This window comes from Sphingobacterium sp., assembly GCF_039596235.1.
Taxonomy (GTDB): domain Bacteria; phylum Bacteroidota; class Bacteroidia; order Sphingobacteriales; family Sphingobacteriaceae; genus Sphingobacterium.
Map to the genome: position 1 here is coordinate 484,878 of NZ_JBCNKE010000002.1, position 18,832 is coordinate 503,709.

General features: G+C 43.1%; 18 protein-coding genes, 3 tRNA genes and 1 riboswitch. Of the genes, 7 read left to right on the top strand and 14 right to left on the bottom strand.

Going from position 1 to position 18,832, the window contains the following annotated elements; all coding sequences use genetic code 11:
• Positions 1–5 precede the first annotated feature (5 nt).
• From ABDW32_RS06175 to thiS, 5 genes are read right to left on the bottom strand one after another with little or no spacing between them, the layout of a single operon-like run.
• Positions 6–776 carry a thiazole synthase gene (locus ABDW32_RS06175; RefSeq protein ID WP_343560487.1) on the bottom strand — a complete coding sequence of 257 codons (771 nt, stop codon included), beginning with the start codon at positions 774–776 and terminating at the stop codon, positions 6–8.
• A complete protein-coding gene (gene thiE / locus ABDW32_RS06180) occupies positions 773–1,393 on the bottom strand; it encodes a thiamine phosphate synthase (RefSeq protein WP_343560489.1) in 621 nt (206 codons plus the stop codon). Before thiE ends, ABDW32_RS06175 begins: the two co-directional genes overlap by 4 nt.
• Positions 1,357–1,968, bottom strand: coding sequence for a thiamine phosphate synthase (locus ABDW32_RS06185; RefSeq protein ID WP_343560491.1), 612 nt, complete (start codon positions 1,966–1,968; stop codon positions 1,357–1,359). Before ABDW32_RS06185 ends, thiE begins: the two co-directional genes overlap by 37 nt.
• Positions 1,965–3,779, bottom strand: coding sequence for a phosphomethylpyrimidine synthase ThiC (gene thiC / locus ABDW32_RS06190; RefSeq protein ID WP_343560493.1), 1,815 nt, complete (start codon positions 3,777–3,779; stop codon positions 1,965–1,967). Before thiC ends, ABDW32_RS06185 begins: the two co-directional genes overlap by 4 nt.
• 42 nt (positions 3,780–3,821) lie before the next feature.
• Positions 3,822–4,028: a sulfur carrier protein ThiS gene (gene thiS / locus ABDW32_RS06195; protein ID WP_343560495.1), complete on the bottom strand. Its 207-nt coding sequence runs from the start codon at positions 4,026–4,028 to the stop codon at positions 3,822–3,824.
• A gap of 60 nt (positions 4,029–4,088) precedes the next feature.
• Positions 4,089–4,184: riboswitch (TPP riboswitch) on the bottom strand.
• A 234-nt stretch (positions 4,185–4,418) separates the two neighbouring features.
• On the opposite strand from thiS, the gene ABDW32_RS06200 reads away from it, so the two are divergent.
• The 3 genes from ABDW32_RS06200 (at position 4,419) to ABDW32_RS06210 (ending at position 9,068) form a co-directional block, all read left to right on the top strand.
• Complete coding sequence (locus ABDW32_RS06200) at positions 4,419–7,058, top strand: family 78 glycoside hydrolase catalytic domain (RefSeq protein WP_343560497.1); 2,640 nt, start codon at positions 4,419–4,421, stop codon at positions 7,056–7,058.
• A gap of 249 nt (positions 7,059–7,307) precedes the next feature.
• Positions 7,308–8,648, top strand: coding sequence for a M60 family metallopeptidase (locus tag ABDW32_RS06205; protein ID WP_343560499.1), 1,341 nt, complete (start codon positions 7,308–7,310; stop codon positions 8,646–8,648).
• A 210-nt stretch (positions 8,649–8,858) separates the two neighbouring features.
• A complete protein-coding gene (locus ABDW32_RS06210) occupies positions 8,859–9,068 on the top strand; it encodes a hypothetical protein (RefSeq protein ID WP_343560501.1) in 210 nt (69 codons plus the stop codon).
• A gap of 27 nt (positions 9,069–9,095) precedes the next feature.
• On the opposite strand, the gene ABDW32_RS06215 is transcribed toward ABDW32_RS06210, so the two are convergent.
• From ABDW32_RS06215 to pfkA, 9 genes are all read right to left on the bottom strand, one after another.
• The gene (locus ABDW32_RS06215) at positions 9,096–10,004 is read right to left on the bottom strand and encodes an SMP-30/gluconolactonase/LRE family protein (RefSeq protein ID WP_343560503.1); all 909 of its coding nucleotides are present in this window, start codon (positions 10,002–10,004) and stop codon (positions 9,096–9,098) included.
• A 132-nt stretch (positions 10,005–10,136) separates the two neighbouring features.
• The gene (locus ABDW32_RS06220) at positions 10,137–10,910 is read right to left on the bottom strand and encodes a DNA-formamidopyrimidine glycosylase family protein (RefSeq protein WP_343560505.1); all 774 of its coding nucleotides are present in this window, start codon (positions 10,908–10,910) and stop codon (positions 10,137–10,139) included.
• Positions 10,911–10,960: 50 nt separating this feature from the next.
• Complete coding sequence (locus ABDW32_RS06225; protein WP_343560507.1) at positions 10,961–11,158, bottom strand: hypothetical protein; 198 nt, start codon at positions 11,156–11,158, stop codon at positions 10,961–10,963.
• Between the two features lie 266 nt (positions 11,159–11,424).
• A tRNA-Leu gene (locus tag ABDW32_RS06230) sits at positions 11,425–11,509 on the bottom strand.
• A gap of 5 nt (positions 11,510–11,514) precedes the next feature.
• A tRNA-Gly gene (locus ABDW32_RS06235) sits at positions 11,515–11,587 on the bottom strand.
• Between the two features lie 49 nt (positions 11,588–11,636).
• Positions 11,637–11,712, bottom strand: a tRNA-Phe gene (locus tag ABDW32_RS06240).
• A 176-nt stretch (positions 11,713–11,888) separates the two neighbouring features.
• A complete protein-coding gene (gene gap / locus ABDW32_RS06245) occupies positions 11,889–12,887 on the bottom strand; it encodes a type I glyceraldehyde-3-phosphate dehydrogenase (RefSeq protein WP_077434877.1) in 999 nt (332 codons plus the stop codon).
• Positions 12,888–12,891: 4 nt separating this feature from the next.
• A complete protein-coding gene (locus ABDW32_RS06250) occupies positions 12,892–13,743 on the bottom strand; it encodes a hypothetical protein (protein ID WP_077434875.1) in 852 nt (283 codons plus the stop codon).
• A 17-nt stretch (positions 13,744–13,760) separates the two neighbouring features.
• On the bottom strand, positions 13,761–14,741 hold the full coding sequence (gene pfkA, locus ABDW32_RS06255; RefSeq protein ID WP_343560512.1) for a 6-phosphofructokinase: 981 nt from the start codon (positions 14,739–14,741) through the stop codon (positions 13,761–13,763).
• A 182-nt stretch (positions 14,742–14,923) separates the two neighbouring features.
• On the opposite strand from pfkA, the gene ABDW32_RS06260 reads away from it, so the two are divergent.
• The 4 genes from ABDW32_RS06260 (at position 14,924) to ABDW32_RS06275 (ending at position 18,807) form a co-directional block, all read left to right on the top strand.
• Positions 14,924–15,595, top strand: a complete 672-nt coding sequence (locus ABDW32_RS06260) for an NUDIX domain-containing protein (RefSeq protein ID WP_077434873.1) — start codon at positions 14,924–14,926, stop codon at positions 15,593–15,595.
• A 170-nt stretch (positions 15,596–15,765) separates the two neighbouring features.
• Complete coding sequence (locus ABDW32_RS06265; protein ID WP_343560515.1) at positions 15,766–16,365, top strand: TetR/AcrR family transcriptional regulator; 600 nt, start codon at positions 15,766–15,768, stop codon at positions 16,363–16,365.
• 28 nt (positions 16,366–16,393) lie between these two features.
• Positions 16,394–17,737, top strand: coding sequence for a TolC family protein (locus ABDW32_RS06270; RefSeq protein ID WP_343560517.1), 1,344 nt, complete (start codon positions 16,394–16,396; stop codon positions 17,735–17,737).
• Positions 17,738–17,751: 14 nt separating this feature from the next.
• Complete coding sequence (locus ABDW32_RS06275; protein WP_343560519.1) at positions 17,752–18,807, top strand: efflux RND transporter periplasmic adaptor subunit; 1,056 nt, start codon at positions 17,752–17,754, stop codon at positions 18,805–18,807.
• Positions 18,808–18,832: the final 25 nt, after the last annotated feature.

Genomic DNA, 18,832 nt, shown 5'->3' on the forward strand with positions numbered 1-18,832 from the left:
CAGCATCAATCAAATAAAAATGAAGTTAGCGGGCTTGAACTGACCGCGCCGGTGGAAAGCGTGCCCAAACCTGCTTCATAAGCTTGACGTCCAGCGATGACAGCTTGTTTAAAAGCCTCGGCCATGTGTACCGGATTTCCGGAAACGGCAATTGCTGTGTTGACCAGTACGGCATCCGCCCCAATTTCCATGGCTTTTGCTGCATCCGAAGGGGCGCCGATTCCAGCGTCAACGACGACGGGGACATTGCTCTCCTCGATAATAATTTCCAGAAAGTCCAGCGTACGAAGTCCTTTGTTGCTTCCGATCGGAGCCCCTAGGGGCATGACAACGGCGGTACCTGCATTCTCCAGACGTTTGCAGAGTACCGGATCCGCATGGATATACGGCATGACTACAAAGCCCAGCTTTGCCAGTGTTTCTGTTGCCCGTAGGGTTTCAATAGGATCCGGTAGGAGGTACCGTGGATCTGGATGTATCTCCAGCTTTACCCAGTTTGTCTCCAGGGCCTCCCGGGCAAGCTGGGCCGCTAAAACAGCTTCTTCGGCTGTTCTCGCTCCGGAAGTATTCGGAAGCAGGTCTATTTTCGTAAGGTCGAGTGCGGCGGTTAACTCGTCATCGGCTCCAAGCTGGTCGATGCGTTTCAGTGCGACGGTAACCAGCTGTGAACCCGAAGCAGCAACGGCTGCGCTCATTTCGGTCAGATGGCCAAATTTGCCCGTTCCCATAAATAACCTGGACTGGAAGCTGCGATTGGCTATGTGTAATGTGCTCATGCGAAGAGATTTTTAATGGATGAAATAATGTGCGGTGTTTGCGTGATCAATCCCGATACCGCGACACCGTAAACTCCTGTCTGTATTAAATGTTGAATATCTTCGGCACTGCTGATCCCGCCAATAGCAAAGATTGGAACAGGGGGAAGTTCCTGCCGATGGATTTCCCGGAAGATATTTTCATATCCAGCCAAGCCCAATAGCGGGCTGAGCTTTTGTTTTGTGTGCGTGTGTTTAAATGGCCCCAGGCCGATGTAATCACAATTTTCTGCGATCCGCTGCTGCACATCTTGCAGGCTATTTGCGGTGCCGCCGATAATTTTTGCGGGACCCAGCAACTGCCGTGCTTCCGCGATACCGCAATCCGTTAAGCCAAGGTGTACTCCATCAGCATCCAGTTCCTTGGCCAAGTGTACATAATCATTAATGATACATTTGGCTCCAAACTGTTGGCAAACCTGTTGTATTTGCCTGGCAAGTATGGCGAATTCTGCTTCTTCCGCCTGTTTCCATCGGATCTGTATCCATGTGGCTCCGGCGTCCAGGGCTTTTAGGATATTGTTCTTTTGTTCAGCCTGTGTCAGCCCCTGTGAGATATATTGGAGTCTTTCGAGCATAAGTTTTTGCATGTTATAAAATGTTGAATAGGGTTGGGGGCTTGCCAAATGGCTCCCAGCAAGGCGATCCCATCTGCGCCTGCATGGATGGGAAGATGGCAATTTGAAGCTTGTATTCCGCCAAGACCGACCAGGCCGACATCAAAATTGGTCCGGAGGGGAAGTTGATTCAGCACAGTAGTGTCCTGACCATAACCGGATTTGGAAATGCTTGGAAACAAAGGGCTTAAAAAGGCATAGTCCCAGCTTTTGTCCAATGCGTTGAACTGATCGATATGGTGGACGGATGTCGAACAGCTACCTCCGAAGTCTTGCGGATCGAATAGGCCGCTTTGGCGATCATGTGCATTGCGATGAATCCTGTTAATTTGAAGTGCATCCGACAGCTGCGGATGGGAGTGGAGAACCAGTCTATCGTGGTATATCGCATCTATAGACGCGATATACCGATACATTTGCTCATCCGTAAAATGGTATTTTCGCAGATGCAAGAGATCAAGCCCATGCACAAAAAGCTCATGTATGGTCTGTATTTCTGAGGCAAATTCTTCCGCTGCTGTCAATGCAATGATCATAGGTAGATTTCCTTTCCCTGTGCGATGAATTCCTGCGATTTTTCCAACATCCCCTGTGCGGCCGTATCCCGGATTTCCTGTGTAATTTTCATGGAGCAGAATTTGGGACCGCACATCGAGCAGAAATGAGCTACTTTGGCGGCATCAGCCGGTAATGTTTCGTCGTGGTACTCACGGGCTGTATCCGGATCAAGGGATAAGTTGAACTGATCTTCCCAACGGAATTCGAATCTAGCCTTACTCAGCGCATTGTCACGGTATTGTGCCCCCGGATGACCTTTGGCCAGATCAGCAGCATGTGCCGCCAGTTTGTAGGTGATGACGCCATCTTTCACATCTTTTTTGTTGGGCAGGCCAAGATGTTCCTTCGGGGTGACATAGCAGAGCATGGCACAGCCATACCAACCGATCATTGCCGCGCCGATTGCCGAAGTGATATGGTCATATCCGGGCGCAATATCGGTGGTCAGTGGGCCTAAGGTGTAAAATGGAGCCTCTTCACAACATTCCAGTTGTTTTTCCATATTTTCTTTGATCAGTTGCATCGGCACGTGGCCAGGCCCCTCGATCATCACTTGCACATCGTGTTTCCAGGCAATTTTTGTCAATTCGCCCAGGGTTTCCAGTTCAGCAAATTGGGCCGCATCATTGGCATCTGCAATGGCACCGGGACGCAGACCGTCACCCAGTGAAAAAGCAACATCATACTGCTTCATGATCTGACAGATTTCTTCAAAACGGGTATAGAGAAAATTTTCCTGATGATGGAATAGGCACCATTTAGCCATGATGGAGCCACCCCTTGACACAATGCCGGTCACGCGTTTTGCGGTTAGGTGAATGTAACGCAAGAGAACACCGGCATGGATCGTGAAATAGGAAACTCCCTGTTCGGCCTGTTCAATCAATGTGTCCCGAAATATTTCCCAGGTGAGATCTTCGGCAACGCCTTTCACCTTTTCAAGCGCCTGATAAATTGGAACAGTACCGATCGGCACGGGTGAGTTGCGGATAATCCATTCACGGGTTTCGTGGATATTTTTGCCTGTAGACAGGTCCATGATGGTATCGGCGCCCCAGCGGCAGGCCCACACTGCTTTTTCGACTTCTTCTTCGATGCTGGAACTGACCGCGCTATTGCCGATGTTGGCATTGATTTTTACCAGAAAATTACGGCCGATAATCATCGGCTCGCTCTCGGGATGATTAATATTATTTGGTATAATTGCTCTACCGGCAGCAATTTCCTCCCGGACAAATTCCGGGGTAATGTATTTTCCGGCTGTCCGGGCACCAAAGTTCTCCCCCGGATGCTGATGATCCATTCCGGGCGTACTGTCGGCCAGTTGTGCGATACGCTGATTTTCGCGAATAGCGACATATTCCATCTCCGGTGTAATGATACCTTTTCTGGCATAATGCAATTGCGTTACATTTTTCCCCGGCACCGCAACTTTCGGTTTATGGCTGTAAGCAAAACGAAGTTCATCTAAGCTTGTGTCTGCCAGGCGTTCTTGTCCGTACCGCGAACTGATGCCATCCAGCTGCTGCACATCACCGCGGTCTAGGATCCATTGTTCCCGTAGCCGGGGAAGACCCTTGCGGATATCAATTTCCTGGTTTCCATCTGTATAGGGACCTGAGGTATCATAAACGGTGATTGGCGGGTTGACCTCGATCTGTCCATTGCTCAATTTCGTGGGGCTCAACGAAATCTGGCGCATGGCAACCTGAATGGGATAAAGCGTTCCAGGAACAAAAACTTTGGTTGAGTTTGGAAAAGCGGTCTGTGTGATTTTTTCTGATGTCATGTTAAGGAGAAATTAGGTATATTGAATAAGTTCCAAAGATGGTTAACCACCTTGTGTAGCGGTAATAAGTAGAATCTGGTCACTGGCATGTAGGTAGGTTTTTGGCCAATCGTCTTTGGGAATAACCTGGTTATTGACGGCTACGGCGACACCTTGTGTTTTACCGGAAAGTTCAACCTGTAAAAGATCGGCCAGCGAATTTGGTGCGGGGTCGAAAAATCTGATTTGATGATTGATTGTAAGTTCCATTCCTTTTATTTTTTTGGTAAAACTTTAGGAATGGCCACAATAAGATACGGTAATGTATCCTGTAGATAGCTTACTTTTCCCTACGCCAGTATGATCTGGATCAGGTTATAAGGGTAAAATCTCAGCCCGCATATGCAGACACCCCTAAAGTCGCAACTAATATAGGACTATTTTGATGAAAAATCCAAAACATCGCTGTTAAATTTAAATTCTGTTGCAATAAAAGAAGGCTGTTTATTATGTTGAAAATATTTGATATATTCGTTTTTAAATCAACTAAAACAATTTAACATCCTTTTGTAAACCTGCTGAATTCATCCCTGATCGCTTAGGAAAGGCATTCTATTTTCATCGCGGGAAACACAAGAGGCCAACATGTATATACGAAATATGCGGAAGAATTTACTGATGATCATGCTGAGCATGGGGACCTTATTGCATGCACAGCAGCAACAAGAATGTGTACCTATTGCGCTCCGATGCGAACATTTGGAGAACCCCTTGGGTGTGGATGAAAGAAATCCACGTTTAAGCTGGCAGCTGGATGATAAACGACCGGGGGCAAAGCAATCTGCTTACCAAATCTTGGTAGACAGGGACTCAATGGCCCTGGTGAAAAATAAATCCCGTGGTTGGAATAGTGGAAAGCAGTCAAATTCCGACATGTTGGTTCAGTATAATGGATCGGCTTTGAAACCGCAGACAAAATATTTTTGGAAAGTCCTTGTCTGGGACAAAAATGGAAAGCCAAGTACATCCTCCATCGCCTCCTTCGAAACAGGGATGATGGGGATGCAGAACTGGAAGGGAAAATGGATCAGCGATAAGCAGGATATTCACGAACAGGCGGCACCTTATTTCAGAAAGGCTTTTAAAACAACCAAGGCAATCAAGTCAGCTCGGGCCTATATTGCGGCAGCGGGACTTTATGAACTGTCCATAAATGGTAAGCGAATCGGCGATCACCGTCTTGATCCCATGTATACCCGGTTTGATAAACGCACGTTGTATCTGGTAGAAGATGTGACCCGACAGCTTAAGCAGGGCGACAATGTACTTGCTATTGTTTTGGGAAATGGCTGGTATAACCATCAAGCTCTGGCGGTATGGAATTTTGACAAGGCTCCCTGGCGGGATCGTCCGACATTTTGTTTGGATCTACGTATTGTCTATGAGGACGGTACCGAAGAAACAGTAAGTTCAGACCAGACCTGGAAGACTGCGGAAGGACCGATCCGCTACAATAATATTTATACCGGTGAACATTATGATGCCCGTCTGGAAATGCCGGGATGGGATACAGCAGCCTTCGATGATTCACAATGGCATGCAGTGCAGTATCGGAAACCACCTTCCGCAAATATTGTCTCCCAGCAGATGGCACCGATACGGCTGGTCCGATCGTATAAACCAAAATCAATAAAAAAAATCGATGACAGGACCTATGTGTTTGATATGGGCCAAAATATGGCCGGTGTGACGAAGATCAAGATCGCTGGGAAAGCCGGGACGGTGGTCCAAATCAAGCATGGTGAACGCGTGCAGGCAAATGGCCGCTTGGATCAGTCCAATATTGATGTGTATTACCGTGGCAACAAAGAACTGGAGCCTTTTCAGACCGACATCCTGACACTGAGCGGCAGGAAAACGGATGAATTTATGGCGAAATTTGGCTATAAAGGCTTCCGTTATGTTGAGCTGAGCAGCAGTGAAGCAATTACATTGGATGAATCGGCTGTTACGGCTTATTTTATGCATAGTGATGTACGGCCCATTGGCCAGCTGAAAACCTCTTCCTCGCTGATCAATAGGTTATGGGAAGCGACTAACAACGCCTACCTGTCCAACTTGATGGGTTATCCCACGGACTGCCCACAACGGGAGAAAAATGGTTGGACGGGGGATGGGCACCTCGCGATTGAAACCGCCTATTATAATTTTGATGGTATTACCGTATATGAGAAATGGATGGCAGACCATCGGGATGAGCAGCAGGAAAACGGCGTGTTGCCCGATATCATTCCGACCGGCGGTTGGGGATATGGTACGGCAAATGGCTTGGACTGGACAAGTACCATCGCCATTATTCCCTGGCAAACCTATTTGTTTTACGGTGATGCAAAGCTACTGGCAGAATGTTATGACAATATCAAACGTTATGTGGATTACGTGGACGGAATTAGTCCGAATGGACTGACCACCTTCGGTCGTGGGGATTGGGTACCGGTCAAATCGCAATCTAATCTTGAGTTAACTTCGTCGGTGTACTTTTATGTGGATGCGACGATCTTAGCCGCGGCCGCAAAAATGTTTGGAAAGACAGATGACCAGCAGAAATATGAAAAATTAAGCCAGAAGATCAAAGACGCGATCAATGCGAAATTTTTGGATACCGCAACAGGGATCTACAGTACAGGAACACAGACCGAGTTAAGTGTGCCCTTATATTGGGGCCTGGTGCCTGAAGCGATAAAAGCCAAGGTTGCGGCCAACTTAAATAAGCGGGTAGAAGAGACCAATTTTCATTTGGATGTTGGGGTGCTGGGGGCCAAAGCACTGCTGAATGCATTGAAGGATAATGGCTATGGCGAAACAGCCTATAAAGTTGCCGTACAGGATACCTATCCCTCCTGGGGCTGGTGGATTGTCAATGGCGCGACCACCTTGCTTGAAAATTGGGACCTGCAGGCGACACGGGATATATCCGATAACCATATGATGTTTGGCGAGATCGGTGGCTGGTTTTTTAAATCCATTGGCGGTATCCTGCCAGATCCAACACAGGCGGGCTTCAAACATGTCTTGTTAAAACCTATTTTCCCGAAGGAGCTCAAGGAATCCTCGATTTCTTATCAATCGCCTTATGGTAAAATTGTGTCCAGTTGGCGGGTAAACGGTAACAAAATTGAATACACTGTCGAGATACCGGCGAATGCGACGGCTACATTTTATCCGCCAGCGAATATCCGCAGTAGCAACCTAATCCGACTGGAGGCAGGGAAACATCGTTTCGATCTGGAATTGAAATAATAGGTCGCTCCGAGTCAGCTTCCTGTCTATATTTTTACCTATTAAAGGAGGTTGTTATTTATGATAGTTAATTTTAGTTCTTTTTAACTTATTGTGTTTATTGTACACGATAACGTTTTCGTTTGTTGCGCAATCGATTGCTCGGATTTATTGAAAAATTTACTTCTATATTGGTCATAGCGATTATAATCCTACTACTAATTTTTTACCAAAGTTTTAAACTGTTTATAAACTTAATTTTGAAAACCAATGAAGAAAAACATCTTTTATGTAATTGCAATCTGCTTTGTCTGCTTATTTACCTCCTGTAAAAAGGATGGTGGTTGGATGCACCCGGTGCCTACTGATCCCGAACCGGTCAAGTTGGCCATTGCAGATAGTGTACAAACGTTCAAAGTAACGCCTTCGGCTTCGACAGAGACCGATCGAATGCAATTCAGGGCAAATCACAACGATATGCAGGCAACGGGATTTTATGCTGCTCCCAATAGTACAATAACAGTGACTGTTAACGTCAAAGCTGGCTCAACAGGAGCCCGACTTGCTATCGGTACTCCTTTTAGGGATAATATCAGGCCTGTGAGACAATACTTTGATTTACAGCCGGGAACTCAATCCTTTACAGTAGATCAATACGGAGGGTTGGTTTATTTGATCTATACCGCGAATAATTATACAACAACAGGAGAAATTGAACTTACTTTCGGCAATGGATTTATTCCTGTTCCGTATTTTCAAAAAGGTAAAACAACACATAATCAATGGGTGCTGACATTGGATTCACTTAAAAACATTGCTCCGGATGTGGTCTTTTCTTCCGACCGTACCATTATGGTCGCCAATATGGATGAGGCGCTTCTTTATAAAGGCGAGGATCAACAATTGATCGTTGATCGATTGGATTCGATCATCGGTTTTTCAAATCGTATTAGTGGTCTGAGCGGTACAAGCGGAGTGCATGCGATCCCTTATAATAAACATTTGATCACAGTCAGGGATTCTGCTTCTGGCGGATATATGGCGGCAGGTATTTCTATTTTTTATACGGAATCCTTGTCTTATCGCATGCTGCAGCCTAAATATCTTTCCAACACCAATGGATGGGGGATCTGGCATGAAGTAGGGCATACCTATCAGCAGAAAGCTTGGACCTGGAACAATCTGACGGAAACGACGGTCAATGTTTATTCGTTAGCGTGTGAGCGGGGTTTTGGCCTGCCTGTTAGTCGCGTTACTGCAAACAATGCATGGCCCAAATTGGATACTTATTTCCAAAAGCCTATAACCGAACGTGATTTCAATTTGGGTGATAATGACCTGAAGATGATTATGTTCCATCAGTTATGGCTGGCATTTGGCGATAATCTTTATATTAATTTGAGTAAGGCCACCCGTGAGAATCGTCCTGTTTTATCAACAGATGCGGATAAAATGCGCTATTTTATGATTTCAGCTTGTCAAATTTCACAGAAAGACCTTTCAGACTTTTTTAGAAAATGGGGTTTTAAGGTCAATGAATCCGTTTATACCGAGATTGCTAACCTTAATTTTCCTGCACCGAATCAAGATATTACGGCGTTGAGGGATTAAAATATCATTTTTGATAGTTAGTTAGGGTACATGATTATTCATGTACCCTTTTTTATTCAGGTAACCTGAACGACGGTACATAAACAAAAAAAGTCCATCGTTAGATAGCTTTTTTATGCGCAGTGAGCGTTTTATGAAAACATCTGTACTGCATTGGCAATTTTGCATAATATTCCGGATATTTAATGTTGGAATAAAATTGAAGTCCGTATGTTGAAAGGCGGACTGCTGGACGATATTGTCATTGTGCCCTTATTAATAACCCTCACGATAAAACTTATTCCTAAGCCTATTATTGATGACATCAAGGGGCGTGTAGATACGCAAGAAAAACTAGGTAAAAAATGGTATTTTGCCCTGCCCATCGTCTTGCTTTACGCCTATCTATTGGTCGTCGCTATTCAATATTTTCGAGGTTGATGGACATGTCATGGGCTACTGAAACCTTTAGTTCACGCCCCTTGTCCGCATCGGAATGCGATAGATCGCTGTTGAAGCGGTGATAAATAGATCCGTACGATCTTTACCGCCAAAACAGACATTGGATGTCCAAGGTTCATTTACTTCAATATGTCCAATCAGCAGACCTGTTGGACTATAGATAAAAACCCCTTTGCCTGTTAGGTAAATATTTCCTTGATTGTCCAATGTCATTCCATCAGATCCCTGGTCGATGAGCGCAGTCTGTTCGCTGAGTTTTCCGTCGGGTGCTATCGCATATCTATAAGTTTTATTCCGTTCAATATCCGCGACATACAGGTATCTTCCGTCCGGCGATCCGACAATACCATTAGGTTTGGTTAGATCATCCGCTACGACGATTGGTTTTTTCCCTTTTTCCGGCAGGAGGTAGTATACTTTCTGCCCGGCTATCTCTGGCTTTTTCCTTGTCCAATAATCGCGCAGATAAAAGGGATCTGTGAAGTAGATGCCACCTTTCTTATCTGCCCACAGATCATTTGGGCCGTTCAGTTTCTTTCCGTCTACGGCTTTCAGCAGGACGGTAACGTTGCCCTCTTTGCTGATGGACCAGATTTCGTTTTTTTCATCCGCACAGGCAAGGAGCTCGCCGCGATGGTTAACGTACAATCCATTGGCACGGCCGGCAGCATCTTTAAAAAGCGAAAGTTGACCTTTCGTGCTATATTTCCAGATTTTGTTATTGGGCTGATCGGTAAAATAGATATTCCCCGTCTTGTCCACCGCCGGTCCTTCGGTAAAGGCAAACTGTCGGGCTATTATTTGCAGGCTGTCTTGATGAAACAATTGCGCACGTAGATCGAGGCTCTTTAAGGAGAAGAGCACGACCAGCAGGGATGCAGGCCAGTACCTGAGCGAATAAACGGAATGGAACATATCAACGAATATAAGACTAGTTTTTTTGATTCTTTAAGCTTTTTATTAATAATTCCGTCCATCGTAAAAGCATAACGATTGAGTCCTGGCCACATGACTTTTCTGCTAACAGCGCTGCTTTTTTAATAGGGGTTATTTGAAAACTTCCTGTTGTTCGGTGTAATAGGTCGTTCGTCCCCCGATTTTGGTCTGCAAGATTTTATTTCCTTTTTTATCTGTATTGGCGTTTTTTATATGAACCTTCATAAAATCCCTAACCTCCCCATGAATAATATTGGGATGTTCTTTCAATATCTGTTTTTCTGCGCTTTCCAGTACCTGTTTAATAGCTTTCTGAAGCTTTTGTACCTCCCTTTCAGGAATCTTGTTGGCGATTGAGAGTGGCGATATTCCTGCTTCATAGAGGATCTCGTCAGCGTAGGCATTTCCTATACCGCCAATAACCTGCTGATCCATCAGTAGGGTTTTGATTTTGGCTTTGCTTGATTGTAATAATTCAGACAGCATTTTGGCTGTAAGCTTTGGAGAAAGTGCATCGATCCCTTCGGAAGGAGGGGGATTCAATTCCATATTGGCCATCTTCTGAAAGTCAGTAATGGCAAGAGTTTTACCGTCCTTAAATTTCAGGGCTACCAATGTATACTTCGGATTTTCGTCTGCTGAATAGACCAGCTTACCATGCAGCATTAAATGAAGCGATAAGATGGCCCCTTTCCCAAAGTCAAAATAAAGCCGTTTGCCTTCGCGGTAGACCTGAATGAGTTTTTTGCCAATAAGCTCCTGAAGAGATTTTTCGCTCACTCTTATTTTTTGCTTTGTATGGATAACAGCATTGTCAAGCGTTTTCCCTTTCAACATGTTAGTCAGGTTTCTACTGAAAACCTGTAGATCTGGTAACTCTGGCATATGTTATCGTTTTGATGATGATGTGCAATAGTGCGGCGCAATAAGCAACGCTATTCGCTTTTTTTCTTTTTGTCGTTTTCTTTTTCCTTTTGGAAATGTTCCCGCGCCTTTTTAAGCCCTGTAGCTATAGCAATACCTTCTTCGGTACCCTCTTTCAATAGCGCGTTTGCAATTGTTGTCGCTTTCTCCCGTAGTTTAACAGGTTGATTTTTATAGGATGGTGGGTAATCTCCATGATACCAAGGCATAAGTCCTCCTTTTTTAAGGGAACAATTTGTAGGCGGGGATAGTTTATCGTTCCTATAATTTTTCGGTCTTGCAATTCTAGGTACTGACCTTGTATAATTGACAACCTGTATTAAGGGGATAGTTTATACGTTTAGGAATTCTTGACAAAGCAGGAGAGGCGCTGATTATAAAAAAGAGATTAACGGAGCAGGAGGCTATAGAAGAGGGGAGTTTTGCAGAAAATTGCATAAAACAAGAAAGGCCCATCGCATGATGAGCCTTCTTGTACCTAGGGCGGGAATCGAACCCGCACTCCCTTAACGGGAACAGGATTTTAAGTCCTGCGTGTCTACCAGTTCCACCACCTAGGCAGGTGAGCGAAAAACGAGATTCGAACTCGCGACCCCAACCTTGGCAAGGTTGTGCTCTACCAACTGAGCTATTTTCGCATGGAATTTATTTTTTCAAGTATTTCAGAACTTCGCGTTCTGTTTCTTTTGGTGGTGCCAGCTGGATTCGAACCAGCGACACAAGGATTTTCAGTCCTTTGCTCTACCAACTGAGCTATGGCACCTTTTCAATGCTAGGCGTTTGCCTTATTGATGCTGCAAATATAGAGGGATTATTTGAAATACAAAAGGCAAAAGCGCTTTTTTTTGCGTTTAAACGCCAACCCGTTGATTGCTAAGCCGAAAAAATAAAGGGCTATTCGATCTGAATAGCCCTCTGATATTGTCTAGGTGGATCTGATTAAGATAATTTACCTACTTCTAATACTAGATCAACGATTTTGTTTGAATAACCCCACTCGTTGTCATACCAAGATACAACTTTCACGAAGTTATCATTCAAAGAAATACCAGCTTTAGCATCGAAGATTGATGTACGTGCATCACCCAAGAAGTCAGTTGAAACAACCTCGTCCTCAGTGTAACCCAAGATACCTTTCAATTCACCTTCAGAAGCTTCTTTCATCGCAGTTTTGATCTCTTCGTATGAAGCACCTTTGTTCAAACGTACGGTCAAGTCAACAACTGAAACGTCAGCAGTAGGAACACGTAATGACATACCTGTCAATTTACCTTTCAATTCAGGAAGAACCAAACCTACAGCTTTAGCAGCACCTGTAGACGAAGGGATGATGTTTTGGTAAGCACCACGGCCACCTCTCCAGTCTTTCACTGAAGGACCATCCACAGTCTTTTGCGTAGCTGTTACCGCGTGTACGGTAGTCATTAAACCTTCAACGATACCGAATTTGTCATTCAATACTTTAGCGATAGGAGCTAAACAGTTTGTAGTACATGATGCATTTGAAACGATATGTTGATCAGCTTTTAATTCTTTGTGGTTTACACCCATTACGAAAGTAGGGGTATCATCTTTTGCCGGAGCAGACATGACAACTTTTTTCGCACCTGCGTCGATGTGTTTTTGAGCCAACTCTTGTGTTAGGAAGAAACCTGTAGATTCGATGATTACTTCAGCACCTACTTCATTCCATTTTAAGTTTGCTGGATCTTTTTCAGCAGTTACACGGATTGTTTTGCCATTCACGACCAAGTTACCGTCTTTCACCTCTACAGTACCATCAAATTTACCGTGAGTTGAATCGTATTTCAACATATAAGCCATATAATCAGGCTCAACTAAGTCATTGATACCAACAATTTCAATTTCTGGACGATTGATAGCAGCTCTGAATGCTAAACGACCAATACGGCCAAATCCGTTAATTCCAATTTTCATATTCTTAATTTTTATTGATATAATATTTAATTAAATTATGTATCGGCTCCTTAACCACGGTGCCAATACTGATATTAAATTCTTCTGTAGCAACTTCCCGGAGGATGTTTTCATAATTGAAAGCTACCGAACCTGTAAAATTCACATCACTATCCGGATACTCTTTCATTAATGGCTTAATGTACGTCTTAATGAAGATGCGCAGTCCGTTTTTGATCAGCTGATTGATAAATAGGTGATCCTTATTTTCAAGTACAAAATCGGTAAATGAATTTAAAAAGTTGGTTGGCTGCGGCGCAATATAGACCTTCTCCAAAATACTTTTCTTGTCCAGGGTAAATTCTTTTTCCAATTTATCTTTCAGATCCACCGGAAGCGTGTCGGTCATATAATGTTTCAGCAATTGCTGACTGTTCCAGTTTGTTGCCCCTTCATCTGCGAGGATGTAACCCAGACCGTAGTTGTTCTCAATGATTTTCTTACCGGTATAATAGGCCGCGTTCGATCCACTTCCGATAATGCCGACAATGCCTTTTTCATCACCAAAGGTTGAAATGGCCGAAGCAATGACATCATGGTCTACTTTGACACGGGCATTGACAAAAAAGCGCTCGAAAACATTTTTGATCTTGTCCTTACGTTCTTTTGATGAGGAGCCGGCACCAAAAAAATAAATACGTTTTATTTTTTCAGCGTTATTGATCAAGTTGGTATTTCTATTTAAATGCTGTAGTATGGACCGTTCGTCCTGTAGATAGGGGTTGATGCCATTCATGCGAAACCCGGTCGTTATTCGGCCTTTATCGGCCAACCGCCAGTCTGAGAATCTGGATCCACTGTATACTACTGCTATCATCGTCTGCTTATTTTATATTACAAAATCTCAGCCATTTCCAATAAATCAGGGCTAAGCTTAATTTCCTTATTGCTGATAGCTTCCTCGATCGGAGTGGTTTTGATTTCATTGCCACGGAGACCAACAGTAATCCGTGTATTGCCTGCCAAAATTTCATTAACGGCAGCAAAACCCAATCGACTAGCCAATACACGGTCGAAACTTGTTGGAGATCCGCCGCGTTGCAAATGCCCTAATATACTAACTTTCGTGTCGTAATGATCAAATTTTTCCTTTACTTTTTTTGCGACATAATAGGCACCACCGTTTTGATCGCCTTCGGCAACGATAACAATAGAAGAAGATTTCTTTTTGATGGCTCCATCTTCCAGGTGACTGATCAAATCATCAATGGCCGTCTCTTTTTCTGGAAGCAGGATTGCTTCTGCACCACCGGCAATCCCGGCATTTAATGCAATACATCCTGAATCTCTTCCCATCACCTCCACAAAGAAAAGACGCTCATGTGATGCTGCGGTATCCCTGATTTTGTCAATGGCTTCAATAACGGTATTGTTTGCGGTATCGTAACCAATGGTATAGTCCGAACCATACAAATCATTGTCAATCGTGCCTGGGATGCCTACGATGGGAATTTCAAATTCTTTGGAGAAGAAATTCGCACCCGTAAAAGTACCATCACCACCAATGACCACCAAAGCATCTATGCCGGCAGCCTTTAAATTATCATATGCAATTTTTCGCCCCTCGGTTGTCTTAAACTCAAGACAACGTGCTGTTTTTAATATTGTACCACCACGCTGTATGATATTGCTCACCGAGCGGGTATCCATTTCTTTAAAATTTCCGTCAATCAAACCTTGGTAGCCCTGATAAATCCCAGTGACCTGAAGGCCCTTGTGTAATGCTGTACGGACAACTGCACGAATACAGGCATTCATGCCCGGTGCATCGCCGCCAGATGTTAATACGCCTATTTTTTTAATTTCTTTTATCACACTCTATATTTTAGGTTTTACGAATATAAGATTTTTATAGTGTATATTCTACACTTTGAATAAATTTTTCATTATTTTTTTGCGCATCACGTTTAGGAAGCGTATAATTGTTACAGGTAACCCGATGATTAGTAGCCAATAAATTTAGCTCAGTATATCGCATATAAATAAATTTAGAAGTTTTGTATAGTAATTTTACCGTAGACTGTGTCATATTAGGCTTTCATGAAGGAGAATTAAAGGTTCTTTTGGCTGAAAGAAATGAATATCCTTTTAAGGATTGGTGGGCATTGCCAGGCTTTTTCGTGGACAATGACGAAGAGATGGAAGATGCCGTGAAGAGAATTCTGTATGAAAATACAGGGTTGAAGGATGTATTTATGGACCAATTACATTCTTTTGCGGGCTTAAAACGGCACCCAAAAGGACGTATTCTGACCGTGGCTTACTATGCCCTGGTCCAGCTGGATAACACAAAACTGAAAACGAAGCCTGTTACAAACTACATGAAACAGGCCAAATGGTTTCCTGTCAGAAATGTTCCTGAATTGGCGTTTGACCATAAACAGATTTTGGATCTTTGCCTCGAAAGGTTGCAGCGCCGTCTGGCCTATAAACCCATCGCTTTCGAACTGTTGCCTGAAAAATTTACACTGACACAATTGCAGTTGGTGTACGAGGGAATCTTGAATAAAACATTGGATAAACGCAATTTTAGAAAGAAAATGCAGAATTATGGCTTCCTAAAGGAGCTCGACGAGGTGCAGACCGGTGTCGCTTACCGGGCAGCTAGGCTCTATAAACTGGACAAGAGAAAGTTCCTCAAACATTTTCAGAATACTGTAGCGTTTTAATAAATTCTGAGTTATTAAGAAAGGCAAACTTCCAAAGTTTGCCTTTTTTGTTGTCAACTCAATATCAAATTAAAAGCGATTTCAAAATATATTTTGTACAGGAAGTTACTTTTTATATTTTTGAACAATTTCTGATAAAAGTCAGAAAGTAGAAAGGAGTTTTTTGAAGAATGGAAGATAGAAAAGACCAGATCATTGATGCCGCCATAAGACGTTTTATGCATTATGGTTTTAGTAAGACAACAATGAATGAGATTGCGGAGGATATAAAAATTACCAAAGCGAATTTATATTACTATTACTCAGAGAAGAATGTGCTCATACGGGATGTGATCATACGATTGACTGATGAGTACCGGGAAGAGGAAGAGAAGTTGGTTGGGGCACACAAGGGCACAACCTACGAGGTGATCATGAAGATTTTAGAATTACGGGATGCCTTTGTACGTAAGTATTATATGCTGCACATGAACGAAAACCTGGAATGGATTAAAGGGCTTTCGATGCAGGATTTTTTTCAGTGCCTGCACAATCGTGATGTAAATGCGCTTTATGAGATACTAAAGGTGGGAGCTGAAAATGGCGAGCTCAATGGCGAGCATCTCTATGAGACCGCTGAAATCTATGTCGAACTGATGAAGAGCCTATCCCTGATGTGCAATATTTCTGATATCATTTCGGGAATCCCTAATCAGGATCGTTTTGATGAAGTGCTACAGAAACAAAAACTAGCTACGAAGCTGTTTTTTAATGGTATAAATAAAAAGTAGATATAAAATTAGGACAAATAAATTAGGAATGAAAACAATCAGAATACTAGCCAGCCTTTTATTAGGTACGATGGTTTTCCAAAGTCAAGCACAGCAGCAATTAAGCCTAAGTGATGCGATCAAATTTGCTTTGCAAAATAAGGCCGATGCTAAAAAGGCGAATCTTGATGTTGTGAATGCAGAGTATAAAATTGCGGAAGTTAAATCAGGAGCATTGCCGCAGGTGAATTTTAATGGTGGAATCACCTATAATCCAATGATCCAAAAAGTTGCTTTACCAGGCGAACTTGTCGGTCAGCCGGGAACAACCGTCATGGCTGCTTTTGGACAAAAATGGCAATCCACCAATTCGATCAGTTTAAACCAACAGCTGTTTAACCAGACTGTATTTACCGGATTGAAAGCCGCCAAAACGACACGCGAATTTTATGTGATCAACAAGACCTTGACAGATGAGCAGCTGATCGAGAAAGTGGCAAATAGTTATTATGATGTTTACCAATCTAAATTACAGTTAAAAACAGTTGATAACAATCTGGAGAGCACCACGAAGACAAGGGATGTGATCGAAGGCTTGTTTAAAAATGGATTGGCAAAAAAAATAGATCTGGATCGTACAAACGTTGCCGTTACAAATTTGAAAGCTTCCAGACAACAGCTTATTAACGCGGTGGAATTGAAAGAAAATGCATTGAAGTTTGTCATTGGTATGCCGATGACCGAGCAGATTGTGATGCCAAGTTCAACTTTTGAGACCGTCGCACTGGATGCCATATATGATCCGCTTGATGTTTCGAATAGAACGGAAATTCAGGTGTTGGCAAAGCAAAATGAATTACTTGAATTAAATAAAAAAGCAGAAATTTCCAAATATTATCCGACACTTTCGTTGACTGCTAATTATGGAAGGCAGGGTCTGGGACCTGTTTTCCCGATATTTTCTAAAGCTGAAGGTGTAAACTGGTCTAGCTTTTCCGGCATTGGGCTGAATCTGACCGTGCCTATTTTTAACGGTTTCCTGACGAAATCAAAAGTTCGCCAGGCGCAGATTGATATTGATAAATTACAGGTGGATATCGCTGACACCAAATTAGCGCTAAATCTGGCGGCGGAAAATTCCAAAGTTCAAATTAAGAACACACTTTTAACAATCGAATCTAACCGTAAAAATGTGGATTTGGCCAAATCTGTGTTAGAGGATACCAACAATAATTATAAGAATGGTTTGGCGACACTAACAGATTTATTGGATGCTGAAAAAGCTTATGCTGATGCCCAAAATAATTTAAATACGTCTTTGCTTGATTATAAAGTGGCCGAAGTCCAATTAATTAAAGCCAACGGAAATCTCAAATCACTAATTAACGAATAATTGACTAATACAATATGAAACGCGGAATTATTACCCTACTTATTATTGCTGCTGGTCTTGCAGGAATATTTTTTGTGTTAAATAAAAATAAAAAGAAAAACGAAGCGGAAACTGCTGAGGTTGCGAAAACAAATGCAGCCATTGCCGTCCGTATTGATACGGCGAAAATAAGTTCAATGGACTTACGTTACACTGCCAACGGAACTTTTGCGCCAAAGCAAGAGGTCACGGTATCTGCGGAGACTGCCGGCAGAGTGGTGAAGGTATTGGTCGACGAAGGCTCGCATGTGAGTGCCGGACAAACCTTGGCTATTATTGAAGGGGACAAGCTGAATGTGAATGTCGCCAATGCACAAGCCGCGTTTACAAATGCACAGGCTGACTTACATCGTTTTGAAAGTGCTTTTTCTACAGGTGGTGTTACCAAACAGCAGCTGGATCAGGTGAAATTGCAGTTTGAAAACGCCAAAAATAATTTGAGAGCATCAAAATTGAATGCTGGTGATGTTACCATCAAAACATCGGTTTCCGGGGTGGTCAATGCACGTAAAATTGAACCCGGAACGTATTTAAATGTTGGCGCTCCGGCTTTTGATATCGTCAATGTCGGTACCTTAAAATTACGGGTCAATGTGGATGAAAAAAATGTGGCTACATTGCGGGTTGGGCAATCTGTTGACGTAACAGCAAGTGTCTATGCTGACCAAAGATATACCGGTAAGATTACATTTATTGCACCCAAATCAGACGGAAGCTTAAATTTCCCGGTAGAAATCGAAGTCAATAATTCATCCAATCAATTGCGTGCCGGTATGTATGGTACAGCAATATTTGGCGAAGGTGTAGCCGGTAATACCTTGATCGTACCGCGCAATGCATTTGTCGGTAGTGTGAGTGACAATAAAATATTCGTCCTTAAAAATGGTAAAGCAATCGAAACCAATGTGAAATCCGGAAGAAATTTTGGCGATTACATCGAAATCTTGGGTGGTCTGCAAAATGGCGATCAAGTGATTGTGTCGGGTCAAATCAATCTGTTTGATCAGAGCCCTGTTGAAATTATTAAATAATGTTTACTGAACAACAGTAGCAAAT

Coding starts and splice junctions, on each gene's coding strand:
- ABDW32_RS06175 (WP_343560487.1), bottom strand. CDS start 776: ATGAGCACATTACACATAGCCAATCGCAGCTTCCAGTCCAGGTTATTT.
- thiE (WP_343560489.1), bottom strand. CDS start 1,393: ATGCTCGAAAGACTCCAATATATCTCACAGGGGCTGACACAGGCTGAA.
- ABDW32_RS06185 (WP_343560491.1), bottom strand. CDS start 1,968: ATGATCATTGCATTGACAGCAGCGGAAGAATTTGCCTCAGAAATACAG.
- thiC (WP_343560493.1), bottom strand. CDS start 3,779: ATGACATCAGAAAAAATCACACAGACCGCTTTTCCAAACTCAACCAAA.
- thiS (WP_343560495.1), bottom strand. CDS start 4,028: ATGGAACTTACAATCAATCATCAAATCAGATTTTTCGACCCCGCACCA.
- ABDW32_RS06200 (WP_343560497.1), top strand. CDS start 4,419: ATGCGGAAGAATTTACTGATGATCATGCTGAGCATGGGGACCTTATTG.
- ABDW32_RS06205 (WP_343560499.1), top strand. CDS start 7,308: ATGAAGAAAAACATCTTTTATGTAATTGCAATCTGCTTTGTCTGCTTA.
- ABDW32_RS06210 (WP_343560501.1), top strand. CDS start 8,859: ATGTTGAAAGGCGGACTGCTGGACGATATTGTCATTGTGCCCTTATTA.
- ABDW32_RS06215 (WP_343560503.1), bottom strand. CDS start 10,004: ATGTTCCATTCCGTTTATTCGCTCAGGTACTGGCCTGCATCCCTGCTG.
- ABDW32_RS06220 (WP_343560505.1), bottom strand. CDS start 10,910: ATGCCAGAGTTACCAGATCTACAGGTTTTCAGTAGAAACCTGACTAAC.
- ABDW32_RS06225 (WP_343560507.1), bottom strand. CDS start 11,158: ATGCCTTGGTATCATGGAGATTACCCACCATCCTATAAAAATCAACCT.
- gap (WP_077434877.1), bottom strand. CDS start 12,887: ATGAAAATTGGAATTAACGGATTTGGCCGTATTGGTCGTTTAGCATTC.
- ABDW32_RS06250 (WP_077434875.1), bottom strand. CDS start 13,743: ATGATAGCAGTAGTATACAGTGGATCCAGATTCTCAGACTGGCGGTTG.
- ABDW32_RS06265 (WP_343560515.1), top strand. CDS start 15,766: ATGGAAGATAGAAAAGACCAGATCATTGATGCCGCCATAAGACGTTTT.
- ABDW32_RS06270 (WP_343560517.1), top strand. CDS start 16,394: ATGAAAACAATCAGAATACTAGCCAGCCTTTTATTAGGTACGATGGTT.
- ABDW32_RS06275 (WP_343560519.1), top strand. CDS start 17,752: ATGAAACGCGGAATTATTACCCTACTTATTATTGCTGCTGGTCTTGCA.